This is a genomic window from Streptomyces fumanus (assembly GCF_014655295.1).
In the GTDB taxonomy this organism is placed as follows: Bacteria; Actinomycetota; Actinomycetes; order Streptomycetales; family Streptomycetaceae; genus Streptomyces; species Streptomyces fumanus.
In genome coordinates this window covers 173259-189518 of sequence record NZ_BNBI01000008.1, presented here as the reverse complement: position 1 = coordinate 189518, position 16260 = coordinate 173259, and the positions used below count along the sequence as shown (strand labels likewise).

16 protein-coding genes and 1 riboswitch are annotated in these 16260 nt (G+C 71.4%); of the genes, 9 read left to right on the top strand and 7 right to left on the bottom strand.

The window, feature by feature from the left end:
* Positions 1–85 precede the first annotated feature (85 nt).
* Complete coding sequence (locus tag IE316_RS18970; protein ID WP_190205589.1) at positions 86–538, bottom strand: DUF7144 family membrane protein; 453 nt, start codon at positions 536–538, stop codon at positions 86–88.
* A gap of 159 nt (positions 539–697) precedes the next feature.
* Positions 698–883: riboswitch (cobalamin riboswitch) on the top strand.
* Between the two features lie 30 nt (positions 884–913).
* On the opposite strand from IE316_RS18970, the gene IE316_RS18965 reads away from it, so the two are divergent.
* The 4 genes from IE316_RS18965 to IE316_RS18950 are packed head-to-tail and all read left to right on the top strand — an operon-like array spanning position 914 to position 3557.
* Positions 914–1606, top strand: coding sequence for an energy-coupling factor ABC transporter permease (locus IE316_RS18965; protein WP_190205588.1), 693 nt, complete (start codon positions 914–916; stop codon positions 1604–1606).
* Positions 1603–1962 (top strand): energy-coupling factor ABC transporter substrate-binding protein, encoded by a 360-nt coding sequence (locus IE316_RS18960; RefSeq protein WP_190205587.1) that lies wholly within the window; start codon positions 1603–1605, stop codon positions 1960–1962. The genes IE316_RS18965 and IE316_RS18960 overlap by 4 nt, the downstream gene beginning before the upstream one ends.
* Entirely contained in the window at positions 1963–2712 is a 750-nt protein-coding gene (gene cbiQ / locus IE316_RS18955; protein ID WP_190205586.1) for a cobalt ECF transporter T component CbiQ, read from the top strand.
* Positions 2709–3557 (top strand): energy-coupling factor ABC transporter ATP-binding protein, encoded by an 849-nt coding sequence (locus tag IE316_RS18950; RefSeq protein WP_190205585.1) that lies wholly within the window; start codon positions 2709–2711, stop codon positions 3555–3557. Before cbiQ ends, IE316_RS18950 begins: the two co-directional genes overlap by 4 nt.
* Here IE316_RS18950 and IE316_RS18945 read toward each other — a convergent pair.
* Positions 3547–4287 (bottom strand): cobalt-precorrin-6A reductase, encoded by a 741-nt coding sequence (locus IE316_RS18945; protein ID WP_190205584.1) that lies wholly within the window; start codon positions 4285–4287, stop codon positions 3547–3549. The two genes, IE316_RS18950 and IE316_RS18945, sit on opposite strands and share 11 nt — an antisense overlap.
* A 124-nt stretch (positions 4288–4411) precedes the next feature.
* Here IE316_RS18945 and IE316_RS18940 point away from each other — a divergent pair, with 124 nt between their 5' ends.
* Positions 4412–5008: a TetR/AcrR family transcriptional regulator gene (locus IE316_RS18940; protein ID WP_190205583.1), complete on the top strand. Its 597-nt coding sequence runs from the start codon at positions 4412–4414 to the stop codon at positions 5006–5008.
* Between the two features lie 104 nt (positions 5009–5112).
* The gene (locus IE316_RS18935; RefSeq protein ID WP_190205582.1) at positions 5113–6345 is read left to right on the top strand and encodes an MFS transporter; all 1233 of its coding nucleotides are present in this window, start codon (positions 5113–5115) and stop codon (positions 6343–6345) included.
* A 172-nt stretch (positions 6346–6517) separates the two neighbouring features.
* Here the strand turns inward: IE316_RS18935 and IE316_RS18930 are convergent, their stop codons facing one another.
* Positions 6518–8011, bottom strand: a complete 1494-nt coding sequence (locus IE316_RS18930; protein ID WP_229910461.1) for an MFS transporter — start codon at positions 8009–8011, stop codon at positions 6518–6520.
* Positions 8012–8091: 80 nt separating this feature from the next.
* On the opposite strand from IE316_RS18930, the gene IE316_RS18925 reads away from it, so the two are divergent.
* Entirely contained in the window at positions 8092–8499 is a 408-nt protein-coding gene (locus tag IE316_RS18925) for a winged helix-turn-helix transcriptional regulator (protein ID WP_190205581.1), read from the top strand.
* Positions 8500–8539: 40 nt separating this feature from the next.
* On the opposite strand, the gene IE316_RS18920 is transcribed toward IE316_RS18925, so the two are convergent.
* The 4 genes from IE316_RS18920 to IE316_RS18905 form a co-directional block, all read right to left on the bottom strand.
* The gene (locus IE316_RS18920; protein ID WP_190205580.1) at positions 8540–8698 is read right to left on the bottom strand and encodes a DUF397 domain-containing protein; all 159 of its coding nucleotides are present in this window, start codon (positions 8696–8698) and stop codon (positions 8540–8542) included.
* 64 nt (positions 8699–8762) lie between these two features.
* Positions 8763–9452 (bottom strand): hypothetical protein, encoded by a 690-nt coding sequence (locus IE316_RS18915; protein WP_190205579.1) that lies wholly within the window; start codon positions 9450–9452, stop codon positions 8763–8765.
* Positions 9445–9852, bottom strand: coding sequence for a hypothetical protein (locus IE316_RS18910; RefSeq protein ID WP_229910460.1), 408 nt, complete (start codon positions 9850–9852; stop codon positions 9445–9447). Before IE316_RS18910 ends, IE316_RS18915 begins: the two co-directional genes overlap by 8 nt.
* A 54-nt stretch (positions 9853–9906) precedes the next feature.
* The gene (locus IE316_RS18905; protein ID WP_190205577.1) at positions 9907–12252 is read right to left on the bottom strand and encodes a glycoside hydrolase domain-containing protein; all 2346 of its coding nucleotides are present in this window, start codon (positions 12250–12252) and stop codon (positions 9907–9909) included.
* Positions 12253–13284: 1032 nt separating this feature from the next.
* Between IE316_RS18905 and IE316_RS18900 the strand changes: the two genes are divergently transcribed.
* Positions 13285–14727 carry an endo-1,4-beta-xylanase gene (locus IE316_RS18900; RefSeq protein ID WP_190205576.1) on the top strand — a complete coding sequence of 481 codons (1443 nt, stop codon included), beginning with the start codon at positions 13285–13287 and terminating at the stop codon, positions 14725–14727.
* Positions 14728–14830: 103 nt separating this feature from the next.
* Complete coding sequence (locus IE316_RS18895) at positions 14831–16141, top strand: RICIN domain-containing protein (protein ID WP_229910478.1); 1311 nt, start codon at positions 14831–14833, stop codon at positions 16139–16141.
* The last annotated feature ends 119 nt before the right edge of the window (positions 16142–16260 follow it).

Sequence of the window (16260 nt, the reverse complement as noted above, 5' to 3'; positions counted from 1 at the left end):
CCTTCAATGCCTGCACCAGCCAATTCTTACGCCACGTCACCTGTTCGGCCCAACAGCGACACGGTGCGCGACCGCCCGTGTCCGGTCACAGTCCGGTGCCGGCCTCCTCCTGACGGCTGGCGAGCGCCCAGATGACGAACACGTCCAGCGCCATCACGACCACGGACCAGACCGGCGCGTACGGCAGGAAGAGGAACTGCGCGACGAGGCTCAGCGAGGCCAGCACGATGCCCGCGAGACGCGCCCAGGCCAGGTCCTTGAGCAGCCCGTACCCGGTGATCAGGACCAGGGCGCCGAGGACGATGTGGACGACGCCCCAGCCGGTGAGATTCATCTCGTAGACGTAGGAGCCGATCCGGCCGTACACGTCGTCCTCGGCGACCGCGGCGATGCCCTGGAGGACGGCGAGGGCGCCGTTGCACAGCAGCAGGACGCCCGCGAAGACGACGCCTCCGGTCACCCAGCTCCGGTGCCGGTCGGCGGCGTGCGGGGACCCGGGACCCGGGGCGCCCGGGGTGGGAGCGGCGTGCTGAGCCATGGCTGACGTCCTTTCACACGGTTGCACCGAGCGTGCGCGCGGACCGCTCCGGGCGGCCATGCGGGGTGGGCCGAACGGGTGAACCGGGTGCCCGGCACCGGTCCGGCGGCCGCCGCTCGCGTACCCCGGGGTCCGCTTGTCACCACCCCCGGGGGCGCACTACTGTCGCCACGCCTTGGTGAACGGGAAATCCGGTGCGGAACCGGTGCGGCCCTCGCCACTGTGATCGGGAAGTCCGGCTCCCGCCCCGCACGGGGCAGCCACTGGGTCCTCGCGGCCCGGGAAGGCGGAGCACGGGCGGTGGTACCCGTCAGCCAGGAGACCGGCCAAGGCGCGTCGTCCATCCACGAGGTGCTGGAGAGGGTCTGCCCAGTCATGCACATAGCCGAGGGGTTCCTGCCCCCGGCGCACGCGATCGCCTGGGGCGTCGCGTCCGCGCCGTTCGTCGTCCACGGAGTCCGGTCACTCACCCGTGAGGTCAGGGAGCACCCCGAGAGCACCCTGCTGCTCGGCGCCTCCGGGGCCTTCACCTTCGTCCTGTCGGCCCTGAAACTGCCCTCGGTGACCGGGAGCTGCTCCCACCCCACCGGCACCGGGCTGGGCGCGATCCTGTTCCGGCCGCCGGTCATGGCGGTGCTCGGCACCATCACCCTGCTGTTCCAGGCGCTGCTGCTGGCACACGGCGGGCTGACCACGCTCGGCGCCAACGTCTTCTCCATGGCGATCGCCGGACCGTGGGCGGGCTACGCCGTCCACAAGCTGCTGCGCCGCTGGGACGTGCCGCTGATGGTGACCGTGTTCAGCGCGGCGTTCGTCGCCGACCTGTGCACGTACTGCGTCACCAGCGTCCAGCTCGCGCTGGCCTTCCCCGACCCGCACAGCGGGTTCTGGGGCGCGCTGGGCACGTTCGGCTCCATCTTCGCCGTCACCCAGATCCCGCTGGCCGTCAGCGAGGGCCTGCTGACGGTGCTGGTGATGCGGCTGCTGGCGCAGTCCAGCCGGGGCGAACTGGCCCGGCTCGGCGTGCTCCCGGACCGGCCGGGGAAGCGGGAGGCGGTGGCCCGGTGAAGCGGAACACCAGGATCAACCTCCTGCTGCTGCTCGCGGTGGCCGCCCTCGCCGTGCTGCCGCTCGCGCTCGGTCTGGGCGATCACAAGAAGGAGCCGTTCGCCGGGGCCGACGCGGAGGCGGAGACGGCGGTCACCGAACTCGACCCGGACTACCGGCCGTGGTTCTCGCCGCTGTACGAACCGCCGTCCGGGGAGATCGAGTCGGCGCTGTTCGCCGCGCAGGCGGCGCTCGGCGCGGGCGTCCTGGCGTACTACTTCGGCCTGCGCCGGGGCCGCCGCCAGGGCGAGGAACGGGCCCTGGCCAGGGGCGAGGACGAGGGTCGGGGCAGCTCGCCCGCGCCCGGGAGCGGCTGAGTGCTGCCCATCGACGCGGCGGCGCACGGCAGTCGCTGGCGCCACCGGCACCCCGTGGACAAGGCCGTCCTCGGACTGGGCCTGACGCTGCTCGCGATCTCGCTGCCCGCCTGGCCGGGCGCCGCACTGGTCCTTCTCGCCGCCCTGACCGTGCTGCTCGGCCCGGCGGGCGTGCCGGGACGCAAGCTGTGGCGGGCCGCCCGGGTGCCGCTGGGGTTCTGCGTGACCGGGGCGCTGCCGCTGCTGGTGCGGGTCGGCGGGCCGGGCGGGGGCGTGGGCCTCGCCGACGGCGGGGCGGTGCGCGCCGGTGAGCTGCTGCTGCGCTCCTCGGCGGCCTCCCTGGGCGTGCTGCTGTTCGCGTTCACCACTCCGCTGTCCGACCTGCTGCCGCGCCTGGTGCGGGCCGGGGTGCCCGCGCCGGTGGTGGACGTGGCCCTGGTGACGTACCGGATGAGCTTTCTGCTGCTGGACTCCGTGCGCCGGGTCCGGGCCTCGCAGGCGGCGCGGCTGGGGCTGACCACGCGGGCGGCGGCGTGGCGTTCGCTGGGCGGGCTGGGCGCCACCGCGTTCGTACGGGCCTTCGACCGGGCGGCGCGGCTCCAGGCCGGGCTGGCGGGGCGCGGTTACGACGGCACCCTGCGGGTCCTGGTGCCCGAGGCCCGGGTCTCGGTCCGCTTCACCGCGGCGAGCCTCGCGCTGCTGTGCGCGCTGGCCGCCCTCACCCACGTACTGGAAGGGCCGCTGACATGAGCGAGCCGGCCGTGTTGTCCCTGCGGGGCGCGTCGTTCGGATACGAGGACGGGCCCCGGGTGCTCGACGGACTCGACTTCGACGTCCGCGAGGGGCGGGCGCTCGCCCTGCTGGGCCGCAACGGCAGTGGCAAGACGACGCTGATGAGGCTGCTCAGCGGCGGACTGCGGCCGGACGCCGGGCGGTTGACGGTGGACGGGACGGCGGTGACGTACGACCGGGCGGGGCTGACCCGGTTGCGGACCACCGTGCAACTGGTGGTGCAGGACCCGGACGACCAGCTCTTCGCCGCGTCGGTCGGGCAGGACGTGTCGTTCGGGCCGCTCAACCTGGGGCTGTCCGACGCCGAGGTGCGGGCGCGGGTGGCGCGGGCGCTGGCCGCGCTGGACATCGCGGAGCTGGCCGACCGGCCGACCCACCTGCTGTCGTACGGGCAGCGCAAGCGGACGGCGATCGCGGGGGCGGTGGCGATGCGGCCCAGGGTGCTGATCCTGGACGAGCCGACCGCCGGGCTCGACCCGGACGGGCAGGAGCGGCTGCTCGCCACCCTGGACGGGCTCCGCGCGGACGGGACGACGGTGGTGATGGCGACCCACGACGTGGACCTCGCCCTGCGCTGGGCCGACGACGCGGCGCTGCTCACCCCCGACGGGGTGCGCACCGGGCCCGCCGCCGGGACGCTGGCCCGCCCGGAGCTGCTGGCCCGGGCGGGGCTGCGGCTGCCGTGGGGCGTCGCGGCGGCCCGTCTGCTGCGCGCGCACGGCCTGCTGGGGGCGACGGCGGCGGCTCCGCGCACGGCGGAGGAACTGGCCGCGCTGGCGGCCGGGGCCCCGGCTACCGACTGACCTCCCGGACCCAGCGGACCGCCGCCGCGGGGTCCGGCACGGTGGGCACGCCGTCGGGGACCGGGGGCCGGCGAACGACGATCACGGGCAGGCCGGCCTCGCGGGCGGCGGTGAGCTTGGGGGCGGTGGCCGCCCCGCCGCTGTCCTTGGTGACCAGGACGTCGATGCGGTGCCGGCGCAGGAGCGCGCGTTCGCCGTCGAGGGTGAACGGGCCCCGGTCCAGCAGGACCTCCAGGTGCGGAGGGTGCGGCGGGTCGGGCGGCTCGACGGACCGGACCAGGAACCAGGCGTCCCGGCGGCCGGCGAAGGCGGCCAGGCCGGTCCGGCCGGTGGTGAGGAAGACCCGCCGGCCCAGCGCGGGCAGCAGCTCCGCCGCCCGGTCCAGGGAGCCGGCCTCGTGCCAGTGGTCGCCCTCGACGGGCACCCAGCCCGGCCGCCGCAGCGCCAGCAGGGGCACCCGGGCGCTCGCGGCGGCCCGCGCCGCGTGGAAGCTGATCCGCGCGGCGAACGGGTGCGTGGCGTCGACCAGGACGTCCACGGCGTGCGCGGCCAGCCACGCGGCCAGCCCCGCCGCGCCGCCGAACCCGCCCTCGCGCACCTCACCGGGCGGCCGCCGGGGCGCGGTCACCCGCCCCGCCAGGGACGTGGTCACCTTCAGCCCCGGCGAGGCGGTCAGCAGTTCGGCGAGCCGGCGGGCCTCGGTGGTGCCGCCCAGGATCAGTACGTGCACGGTGGTGCGGGTCCCTTCCCACGGTTGCCCCGAGCCTACGGGCGGCCCCGGGTGCGGACTCCGGGGAGGCGGCCCGCGACAGCAGATATTGTAATGGCTGGTCCAAAACTGCTACGGTCGACGCATGGCCCGACCGAGGATGTTCGACGAGGAGCGGGCCCTGGACTCGGCGCTGCGCACGTTCTGGGAGAAGGGCTACGAGGCCACCTCCACGCAGGATCTGTGCGAGGCCACGGGACTGGGGCGCAGCAGCATCTACAACACGTTCAAGAGCAAGCACGACCTCTTCGAACGCGCCCTCGCCCGCTACCTCGACACCATGGCGGCCGCCCACCTGGCCGTCCTGGAGGAGCCCGGCCGCAGCGCCGCCGACAAGCTGCGCGCCCTGTTCGCCCTGGTCGTCGACGGTGAGACCGAAGGCCGGCGGGACGGACACGGCCCCGGCTGCCTGGGCGTGAACACCACGGTCGAACTGGCCGCCCGGGACCCGCGTGCCGCGCGCCTGCTGGAGCGGGACACCACCCGCCGGCTGGCGGCCCTGAGCGCGGTGTGCGAACAGGGCCGCCGGGACGGCAGCATCACCTCCCGCCGCGAGGCCGCGGCGCTCGCCCGCTTCGTCAACGCGGTGATCGGCGGGATGCGCGTCGCGAGCCGGGGCGGCGCCGACCGGGCCGCGCTGGAGGCCATCGCCGCGACCGCCCTGGACGCGCTCACGGACTGACGGCACCCCGCCGCGAGCCGGGTCCTCGCGCACCCAAGTTTTGTACCGGGCGATCCATAATTTTGTACCGAACAATCCATAACGACAGCGGAGGAGAACCGACCGTGCCCCGTGCCGTATACGTTCTGGCGCTCGGCATCTTCGCCATGGTGACCAGCGAGTTCGTGGTCGCCGGGCTGATGCCGCAGATGGCCGCCGGACTGGACGCGACCATCCCGCAGATCGGCTACCTCATCACCGCCTTCGCGGTCGCCATGGCCGTCGGCGGCCCGTTCCTGACCGTGGCGCTGACCCGGTTCACCCCGCGCACGGCGTTGCTGACCCTGTTCGCCGTCTTCCTGGCGGGCAACGTCCTGGCCGCCACCGCGACCGGCTACGGCACGATGATGGCCGCCCGGATCATCACCGGCGTCGCCTCCCAGGCGTTCTTCGGCGTGGCCGTCTCGGTGTGCGCCCGGAGCACCCGGCCCGAGGTGCGCGGCCGGGCGATCGCGGTGGCGATGAACGGGCTGATGCTCGGCACCCTGCTCGGCCTGCCCCTGTCCACGCTGGTCGGCGAGCGGTTCGGCTGGCGCGCGGCGTTCTGGGTCATCACGCTGATCACGGTGATCGCCGCCGCGACGACGCTGGCCGGCGTCCCGCGCATCGAGCCGATGGCGGGCGGGAACCTGCGGCAGGAGGCCGGGGTCCTCACCCGGCCCCGGCTGTGGCTGGTGCTGTCCGGCAGCACGCTGATCATCGGCGCCACCTTCTCGGCGTTCAGCTACCTCAACCCGATCCTCACCGAGGTCACCGGTTTCGCCGCCGGCACCGTCCCGCTGCTGCTGATCGCCTACGGTGCCGCCACCGTCGTCGGCAACACCGTGGTCGGCCGGCTCGCCGACCGGCACACCGCCCCGGTGCTCGCCGCCGGTCTCGCGCTCAACGCCGTGTTCCTGACCGGGTTCGCGCTGCTGGCCAGCCTGCCCGCCGGCGCCGTCGTCTGCGTGGTGGGCATCGGCCTGGTCGGCGTCACCATGAACCCGGCGATGGTGACCCGCGTCCAGCGCGCCGGGAACGCCGGACCGCTGGTCAACACCGTGCACTCCTCCTTCATCACGCTCGGCGTCATCCTCGGCTCCTCCCTCGGCGCGGTGGTGATCGACGCCTGGGGGCTGCGCGCCCCGCTCTGGCTGGGCGCGGCGCTGGCCGTGGCCGGTCTGGCCACCGTCCTGCCGGACCTCGCGCACCGCCCGGCCGGGACCACCCCGGCACCGGACCACACCCCGCACGCCGGACACCCGCACGGATCCGGCCTGCCGGAAAGCGGCCCGGCCGGCCACGGCGTCCGGCGGTAGCACCGGGGGCCGTGGGCGCGAGGGCCAAGGGGGTGAGGCGGGGGTCGATGCCGTACCGGCGTCGGGGCGGCGCCCGGCGCGGGCCGGGTTCGGCGCGGGCGGGGGCCGGGAACAGGCCCCCCGGCAAGGCCGCTTGTACGGGAGCGCTCAACGGGCGCGCAGGAAGGCGGTGTCAGGCCGAGGCGGTTCGCGATGCCGGCGAGCGGGGGGCGGGTGGCCGGGCGGCCGGGGTGTCCGCGGGCCGGGGCGGCTCGCGCAGGACGGTCGCGGCGACCATCAGGGCGCCCAGGACGAAGCAGGCGCTGATCCGGAAGGCGAGCCGGTAGCCCTCGGTCAGCGCGGCCGGTGCGGGCGTGCCCTCGCCGAGCAGCGTGGCGGTGCGGGAGGCGGCCAGGGTACTCAGCACGGCCAGGCCCAAGGAGGCGCCCACCTGCTGCATGGTGTTGAACATGCCCGAGGCCAGCCCCGAGTCTGCCGGTGTCGCCCCCGACATGGCGAGCCCGGCCAGCGCCGGCATCGCCAGGCCGAAGCCGATGCCGAGCGGCACGGTCGCGGGGAAGATGTCGGCCCAGTAGGTGCCGCCGGCGGACACCTGCCCCAGGAGGGCCAGCCCGCCGGCGATCAGCACCAGAGCGGCCAGCAGCACCGGACGGGCGCCGAACCGGGCGATGAGCCGTGGCGCCAGGAACAGCGACAGCACACCGATCAGCAGCGAGACCGGGACCAGCCCGGAGCCGGTGCGCACCTCGTCGAACCCGAGGACGCGCTGCATGTAGAGCACGGTCAGGAACTGGAAGCTGAAGATCCCGGCGATCATCAGGGTGTGGGTGCCCAGCGCTCCGGAGACATTGCGGAACCGGAACATCCGGGGCGGCAGCAGCGGATCCGCGGCGCGGCCCTGGCGCGCGGCGAACGCGGCCAGCAGGAGCAGCGCGCCGAGGCCGAAGCCGAGCGTGTGGGCGGAGCCGAAGCCGTGGTCGGATGCCCCGACGATGGTGTAGACGGCCAGCATCAGCGCGCCCGTGATCAGGGCGGCGCCGAGCGCGTCGGTGCTCTGGCCCCGGCCGGTGCCCCGCTCGGCGCGGAGGTGGCGCTGGGCGAGGAGGACGGCGACGGCGCCGATCGGGACGTTCACGATGAAGATCCAGTGCCAGCCGACCGCCTGGGTCAGCACTCCGCCGAGGAGCAGGCCGAGGGTGCCGCCCGCGGACTGCACGAAGCTGTAGACGCCGATCGCCCTGGCCCGCTCGCCGGGCTCGGTGAACATGGTGACGATCATGGCCAGGGTCACCGAGGACGTCACCGCGCCGCCCACGCCCTGGAGGAAACGCGCCCCCAGCAGCATCGCCGGGTTCTGTGCCAGGCCGCACAGCAGCGAGGCCGCGGTGAACAGGACGAGACCGGTGACGAAGACGCGCTTGCGGCCGAAGAGGTCGCCGAAGCGGCCCGCGAGCAGCAGGAACCCGCCGAACGGAATCAGATACGCGTTCACCACCCAGCCCAGGCCCGACGCGGACAGGCCGAGGCTCTCCTGCATGGCCGGCAGCGCCACGTTCACGATGGTGCCGTCGAGGATGACCATCAACTGGCCCGCGCAGAGGATCGCCAGGGCGAGCAGGCGCGAGGTGGTACCGCCGGCGCGCGGGGGCACGGCGTGAGCGGACATGGGAGCTCCTTCCAAAAGTTCCTCTTTGTTACGGGCTCCATGGTGTGTAACCATGACGGCCCGCGGAAGGAGGCACTTTTATGTCCCGGGGTCACACAGATGTGACGGTCCAGGTGGAGAACCCTGCGTGCCCGGTGAGCGAGGTCCTGGAACGGGTCGCCGGCAAGTGGGCGATCGGCATCCTCGTCGCCGCCGCGAAGGGACCGGTCCGCTTCACCGAGTTGGAGCGCACCATCGAGGGCATCAGCCGCCGGATGCTCACGCTGAACCTCCGCAAGCTGGAGCGCGAGGGCTTGCTGATCCGCACCGTCCACCCGACCGTGCCGCCCAAGGTCGAGTACGAGTGCACCGAGATGGCACTGGAGTTGTACGAGACACTGCTCTCCCTCGTCGGCTGGGCCCAGCGCCACAGCGCCGACATCGCCCGCGCCCACGCCGAGTACGACGCGGCGCACGCGGGCAAGGAGACGGCACCGACCACGGCGTGACGGTCCGCCAGGCCGGCGCCGCCCGAAGCCCGTCTCCCGCTCAGCGCTCCCGCCGCGCCGTGTGCCGCACGGACCGCGCCCACCCGTCCCGCCCGACCGCGAGGCCGGCCCGCGTGACGTCCTCGGCGTCCCGTACGCGCACGGCGTGCTCGGTGACGGCGGCCTCGACGCACCCGGAGTGACGGACCGGGCGGCGCACCGTCCACCGAACATGCCCGTACGCCGACGCGGTGTACGGGCACGGCACTGCTCGGCGGACGGCCCTAGCGGGCGCTGCGGGCCTTGCGGGCCCGGGTGAGGCGGGAGGGCTGGAAGGCGTCGATGGCGCCGGCGCCCTTGCCCGGGTGCTCCTCCCAGCCGTTGAGCTTCGCGACCAGCTTCTTCAGCCGCGAGTCGTGCGGGGGGACGTCGATCTGGAAGTGCGACTGCTTGAGCGGGTCCATCTCGCCGCCCCAGGCGACGACGCCCTGGCAGTCGGCGAGGATGTCCTCGATGACGGTGATCTGGTCGGCGCTCATGCCGTTGCCGGCCGGGGCGCCGAGCGGGTAGTAGACCTGCTTGACGGTGAGGGCGGTGCCGGAGAGCTGGTTGCTCTCCAGGTCGGCCCGGACCGTGCGGTCCGCGGTGAACCCCTGCACGTCGAGGAGTTCGAGCATCTCGATCTCGTAGCAGTAGCGGCGCAGCACGTACAGCAGGACGGTGGCGGCGTCGCCCTCGGCGAGGCGGACGCTGAGCTTGCCGGCGCCCTCCACCCGGTGCGCGGGGGCGGTGTCGAGGACGGGCCAGTCGTTGGCGCTCTTGCGGGCCGTCCACTCGGCGGCGGGTCTCTCGCCCTCGGCCGGGGTCGCGGCGGCGGCCGTGCCGGGGTTCCACAGCACCGTGCCGGCGGCTATGGCGGTGCCGGCGGTCAGGACGCGGCGCCGGGTCGGTGCGGGTATCTCGATGTCAGGCATGGGTCTTCTTTCTTCCCTCGGTGAAGGTGCGGACTGCGAGAAAGAGGGCCGCGCCCAGCAGGGCGGCGGCGAGCAGCACGAGGGCGATGATCGTGGGGTTGATCCATGCGGGGACGAGATCCACGTCCGCGTTGCACCGCGCGTGCAGCGGGAAGAACTGCTGCGACTCCGCGTAGTGCGCGTCGTTCCACTTGTCGTCGAAGCGGACGCCGTGGTCGTACTCGCACGCCTCCCTGAGGTCCAGGCCGGCCTGGGACAGGCCGATGAACCAGCAGGTCGCGGCGTTCAGCAGGGCTACGCAGCACAGCGCGACCAGCGTCGAGGGCCGGAGGAATCCCCGGCCCCGCCGCCCGCGGCGCAGCAGCAGCACGATGACGGCGCTCACGACCGCGGTCGGCATCCAGAGCAGCACTACCCCGGTGAATGACATTCCCACGAAACGCTCTCTCGCTGGTTACTCTGCGCCGACCCGGGCCAGGAGGGCGTCGGTGAATCCCTGGACGAAGCTGTCGAGCTTATCCGAGCCGCCGGGCGCGTTGATCATGACGGCCGGGTACATCGCGCCGTCGAGGGTGATGAAGTATCCCCGGGCGAGGTCGAAGATGGGGTCTTCCTTGGTCAGGACGTTCCAGGCGGCCTGCTTGCAGTTCCCGGCCGATCCCCAGCGCTGCGCGAAATAGTCGCTGAACCGCTTGAGGGCGGTGCCGCCGTTGCTGTACCGCTCGCGCACGGCGGTCGCGATGTCCTTGCCGCCGCGGACCGCCCGGGCGATCAGGTAGCCGTCCGCGTCCTCGATGAGGTCGGCGAATCCGAAGGACGACGAGACGCCCGGCTTGGCGAGTTTCGCGTCGCAGAACGCCTTTCCGGACGCGTACTTCTCCTCCGAGTTCCGCCAGTCCGTGTAGAAGGTCATGAGGTCGCCGCCCCAGCCGGTGATGTCGCCCACGTTGACGCTCATCGCGTTGGACGGCTGATCGACGACGTAATGGCCGTCGGCGGTGGCGAGCATGTGCTCGGCGCCGATCCGGTAACCGGTCACCGGGTCGGTGAACTCCGGGAGGATGTCGAATCCCCGGCCGTTCGCGTACGACACGAAATCGTGGTCGTAGTCGCCGATCAGGGCCTTCCACTGCACGCCGCCGTAGCTCTTGTGCCGCATGAACTCCATGACCAGCTTGGAGGCGGTCCGGTCCGAGGAGTGCGACGCCTTGTAGTCGACGGCCGCGTTGTAGAGGTTCGAGATCAGGGTGATGAAGTTCGAGGCCGGCGAGGCGTCACGGTTGAGGGAGGTGATGCCCGGGTCGGACTTCGGCCGCCAGGCGTCGTTGTCGAGGTCGATCGGATCGCTGCCGGGGATCGCGATCCCACCGGTCTCCTTGATCTGGTTGAACGACCAGTTGGCGGGCAGCGGGAAACCGAGGTTCCCGGAGAAGCCCCAGGACATTCCGGAGACGAAGGAGTACCGGGCGTACGTCTTGTTGGTGACGTTGATGCACACATTGCGCGAGCCGTACACGCCGTGCACGTACTTCTTGCCCTGGGCCGCGAGCGCGGAGGCCACACCGTGGAAGTACGGGATGACGTTGGCGTCGATCTCTTCCTGCGTGGTGTCGTAGTCGACGGCGAAGTAGATCGTCGTGCCCCGGTTGATGCCGAACCCTTCGGCCATCTCATGGGCCTTCAGGCCGTGCTGGTAGCCGGTGGGGTAGTTGTACTCGGAGACATTGCGGCCGTGCACCTGGAAGATCGGGAAGGCCGCCAGTCCGCTGGCGAGAATGGTCTCCAGTTCGCCCGGCTGGATCTGCTTCTCGTAGCTGGGGTCCGGGTGGTAGAGGTAACGGCCCACGATGCGGTAGCCGTTGTCGTACAGCCACTTGGCCCGTGCGCCGCTGATGACATAGCGGGTGTCCGAACCGGTGACCTTCCGGTCGGGGTCGCCCATGGAGACCAGGAGCTGCGCCCAGGTCGTGTAGTCGCCCTTTCCGGTCTGGGAGATGTAGGAGAACTCCTGGAAGAGTTTCACGTACTCGGTGGTCTTGGCGTCGAACGTCGACTTGAACGTCGTCCGCACACCGTCGCCGATCGGCACCGGCTCGTTGAAGACGCAGGCCGCGGTGAAAAGGCTGACGAGCGTGCCGGAACTGCCCTCGGAGAGGGTGACGTTGCGCAGCGCGGCCTGGGTGCCCGGCCCGAAGTTGCCGTTGGGCGCGGAGATGCCCAGCTCGTACTGGAGGGCGATCATCAGCGCCTTCTGGACGTCCCGCGAGTAGATGCCGTCGCAGGGGCCGATGCTGGCGGCGCTCTTGGTCCAGTAGTTCTGGTTGAGCCACTGCTGAATGCCGCGGATCTTGTCGGTGCCGCCGGCCACCACGACATAGGCGTCCATGTTCAGGATCGCCTTGGCGATCTTGGCGTTGATGACGCCCGGGCCGCCGATGCCCATGTTGGAGCGCAGCTTCTCGACCGCGTCCCGGGTGACGCCGGTGAACCAGCCCTCGCTCTCGGGCTCGACCGCCCAGTACCCCTTGCACCAGAGCCCGAACTGGAGAATGGCGACGATATTGCGGTTCTTGTCCCACTCGAAGCCGATCTCGCCGAGGGCCTCGAACTTCGTAGACGTGGTGGGCCCGAAGGAGGCCACCACCGGACTGATGCCCAACTCGTGCTGGAGACCCATCACCAGGGAGTTCACGGTGCCCCAGCCGACCGATCCGTTCTCCGGGCACGCCACATAGCCGGAGACGCTGCCGTACTTGGAGTTGACCCACTTCTGGGCCCTGAGGACTTGTGCGTCCGCCACAGCGGCTTCCTTTCGTCCGTGCGCACGGATCGTCGTACGCACTGGTGGGCGCGCGGCCCGGTCGGGCCGCACGGAGCAAGGGACGTTCAGCGCCGCGGCGCCTCGACGGGCTGGACACGGCTCGCGCGCCAGGAGGGACGGAGACCGGCCGGCAGCCCGGTTTCGAGACCGGCGTCCGCACGGTGGCGGTCAGCCAGGGAAAGGTGACACGAGGGAGATCAAGTCAAGGGGTATTCAAGGCATATGCGGCGCCGAAAGTGCCGCAATAGAGGAAATGAGCAGAGAAGGCGTGACCATCGCACGCGAACGCGGAATTCCCCTCACCCGCCGGCCAATGCGACGACCATCCATCCGGAAGGGCGGCGGCCCTCGCAGCGGCCACCATCACCCTGCTCAGGTGACATTTTACCCTCCCTTGGGTTTAGCCCGCACGCGAGCATGCGTGTACCCACTCCGCACCTGGATTCAGATGGCACGGAATGCGCTTGCGGTGACTGGTACAGACCTCAGTACACACACATGATCATGGGTTTTCAAGGGGGGTATTCACTTTTCCCCGGGCGGACCAGGTATCAAGATCACCCGAACCCGTACAACCCTCGACGTCACGATCGGGAAACGGCAGCCGGCCACCGCACCCGCCCCGCTCCGCCTGGCCGCTCCGTCACCCGCGCCCCTCTTCGAAACTTTCGCTTACGCTCCCGGCATCCCGGCCGTTCCGAACCCAGAGGCCGACCCCGCCAGCCACGACCTCGCGGCTGATGCGGCCTACGGGCGACACTCGTATCCCCCTCTTCGAAACTTTCGGACAACTGACAGAAACTTTTTCTGTACCGCGTATTGACGATCCACCGTCAACACCTCAATCATCCCTGTCTGAACAACCGGCCGAAGTTCGGCATACCGAACCGCTCGGTCGCCTGGGCAAGCACCCGCGCCGCCCCCTCACATCCCGGTGAGGTCGGTGCCATGACCGGACGACGCACTCCCCGCGCTTCAGTCTTCCGTGATTCCAACCCTGGAGGCACAGTCATGGGCTCGTACGCCCTTCCCAGACCAGTCAACCGCCGGACAGCCCGCGGCCTGCTGCTGATGCTGGTCGCCGGCGTCCTCGGCGTGGTCGCCGCGCTGGTCGCGCCGCCGGCCGCACAGGCCGCCGAGAGCACGCTCGGCGCCGCGGCGGCGCAGAGCGGGCGCTACTTCGGCACCGCCATCGCCGCGGGCAGGCTGGGCGACTCCACGTACACGTCGATCGCCAACCGTGAGTTCAACATGGTGACCGCCGAGAACGAGATGAAGATCGACGCCACCGAGCCGCAGCGGGGCCAGTTCAACTTCACCAACGCCGACCGCATCTACAACTGGGCGGTCCAGAACGGCAAGCAGGTACGCGGCCACACCCTGGCCTGGTACGCCCAGCAGCCGAGCTGGATGCAGAACCTCAGCGGCAGCTCACTGCGCCAGGCGATGATCGACCACATCAACGGCGTGATGGCCCACTACAAGGGCAAGATCGCCCAGTGGGACGTGGTGAACGAGGCGTTCGCCGACGGCAACTCCGGCGGCCGGCGCGACTCCAACCTCCAGCGCACCGGCAACGACTGGATCGAGGTGGCCTTCCGCACCGCGCGCGCCGCCGACCCGGCCGCCAAGCTCTGCTACAACGACTACAACATCGAGAACTGGACCTGGGCCAAGACCCAGGGCGTGTACAACATGGTCCGCGACTTCAAGCAGCGCGGCGTGCCGATCGACTGCGTCGGCTTCCAGTCGCACTTCAACAGCGGCAGCCCGTACAACAGCAACTTCCGCACCACCCTGCAGAACTTCGCCGCGCTCGGCGTCGACGTGGCCATCACCGAGCTGGACATCCAGGGCGCCTCGTCCTCGACCTACGCCGCGGTGACCAACGACTGCCTGGCCGTCTCGCGCTGCCTCGGCATCACCGTCTGGGGCGTGCGCGACAGCGACTCCTGGCGGGCCAGTGACACCCCGCTGCTGTTCAACAACGACGGCAGCAAGAAGCCCGCCTACACCGCCGTGCTCAACGCCCTCAACGGCAGCAGCAACCCCGGCAACCCCGGCAACCCCTCCGGCGGCGGACCGCTCAAGGGCGTCGCCTCGGGCCGCTGCGTGGACGTGCCCGGCAGCAGCACCACCGACGGCACCCAGGTCCAGTTGTGGGACTGCCACGGCGGCACCAACCAGACGTGGACGTCCACGGACGCCGGTGAGCTGCGGGTGTTCGACAACAAGTGCCTGGACGCGGCCGGCACCGGCAACGGCGCCAAGGTCCAGATCTACACCTGCTGGGGCGGCGACAACCAGAAGTGGCGCCTGAACTCCGACGGAACCATCACCGGCGTCCAGTCCGGCCTCTGCCTCGACGCCGTCGGGGCCGGCACCGCCAACGGCACCCTGCTCCAGCTCTACACCTGCTCCAGCAGCGGCAACCAGCGCTGGTCCCGTACCTGATGACCCCGGCCTCCTCGTACGAAAGGGTGCATCGATGACGACCTACGGTGCGGCTCCCCCCGCCCCGGCGGGACGGCATCACTGGTGGTCCCGGATCGCCGCGCTGGTGGCGGTGACCCTCGCGATCGGCATGCTCTCCGCGGTGCGTCCCACGCCCGCCGCGGCGGCGACGGTGGACACCAACGCCTGGTACGTCCTGGTCAACCGCAACAGCGGCAAGGCGCTGGACGTCTCCGGCACCTCCACCGCCGACGGCGCGCGGGTCAACCAGTGGACGCGGCACGACCAGGCCAACCAGCAGTGGCAGTTCGTCGACTCCGGCGACGGCTACTACCGCCTCAAGGCCCGGCACTCGGGCAAGGTCCTGGACGTGGCCGGCTCCTCGGCCGCGGACGGGGCCCAGATCCAGCAGTGGGCCGACCACAGCGGGACCAACCAGCAGTTCCGCCTGGCCGACTCCGACGGCGGCTACGTACGGCTGCTCAACCGCGCCAGCGGCAAGGCGGTCGAGGTGCAGGGCGCCTCCACCGCCGACGGCGGCAACGTCGTCCAGTACGCCGACTGGGGCGGCACCAACCAGCAGTGGCAGTTGGTCAAGCTGTCCTCCGGCGGCGACGGCGGCGCCGGCGGCTGCGGCACCGCCCCGACCCTGACCAGCGGTACGTACACGATCCAGAGCGGCGGCAAGAGCCGCAGCTTCATCCTCCGTGTCCCCGACAACTACGACAACACCCACCGCTACCGGCTGATCTTCGCCTTCCACTGGCGCGGCGGCACCGCCGTCGACGTGGCCTCGGGCGGCGCGAGCGGGACCTCCTGGTCCTACTACGGCCAGCAGCAGCAGTCGAACAACAGCGCCATCCTGGTCGCCCCCCAGGGCCTCAGCAACGGCTGGGCCAACTCCGGCGGCGAGGACGTCACCTTCGTCGACGACATGATCCGGCGCATCGAGTCGGGCCTCTGTGTCGACCCGGCCCAGCGTTTCGCCACCGGGTTCAGTTGGGGCGGCGGCATGAGCTACGCCCTCGCCTGCGGCCGGGCCGGTTCCTTCCGGGCCGTCGCGGTCCTCTCCGGCGCCCAGATCAGCGGATGCGACGGCGGCAGCCAGCCCGTCGCCTACTTCGGCATCCACGGCATCAGCGACTCCGTCCTCAACATCTCGCAAGGACGGGCCCTGCGCGACAAGTTCGTCGCCAACAACGGCTGCACCCCGCAGAATCCGCGCGAACCCGCGCCCGGCAGCCGTACCCACATCACCACCACCTACACCGGCTGCCGCGCCGGGTACCCGGTCCAGTGGGCCGCCTTCGACGGCGACCACATCGCCTCCCCGGTCGACGGCTCCACCGCCGACAACGGCGCCGCGACCTGGGTCAAGGCAGAGATCTGGAGGTTCTTCGCGCAGTTCCAGTGACCGTGACGGGGTAAGTCCCCAGTGATGCGGATCAGCCTCGGCCCGTTCCACAGCACCTGGTCCGCGGCCGGCCACCGAGCCGGTCGCGGACCAGGTGTTCGCGTCCCACCCGGGCGATG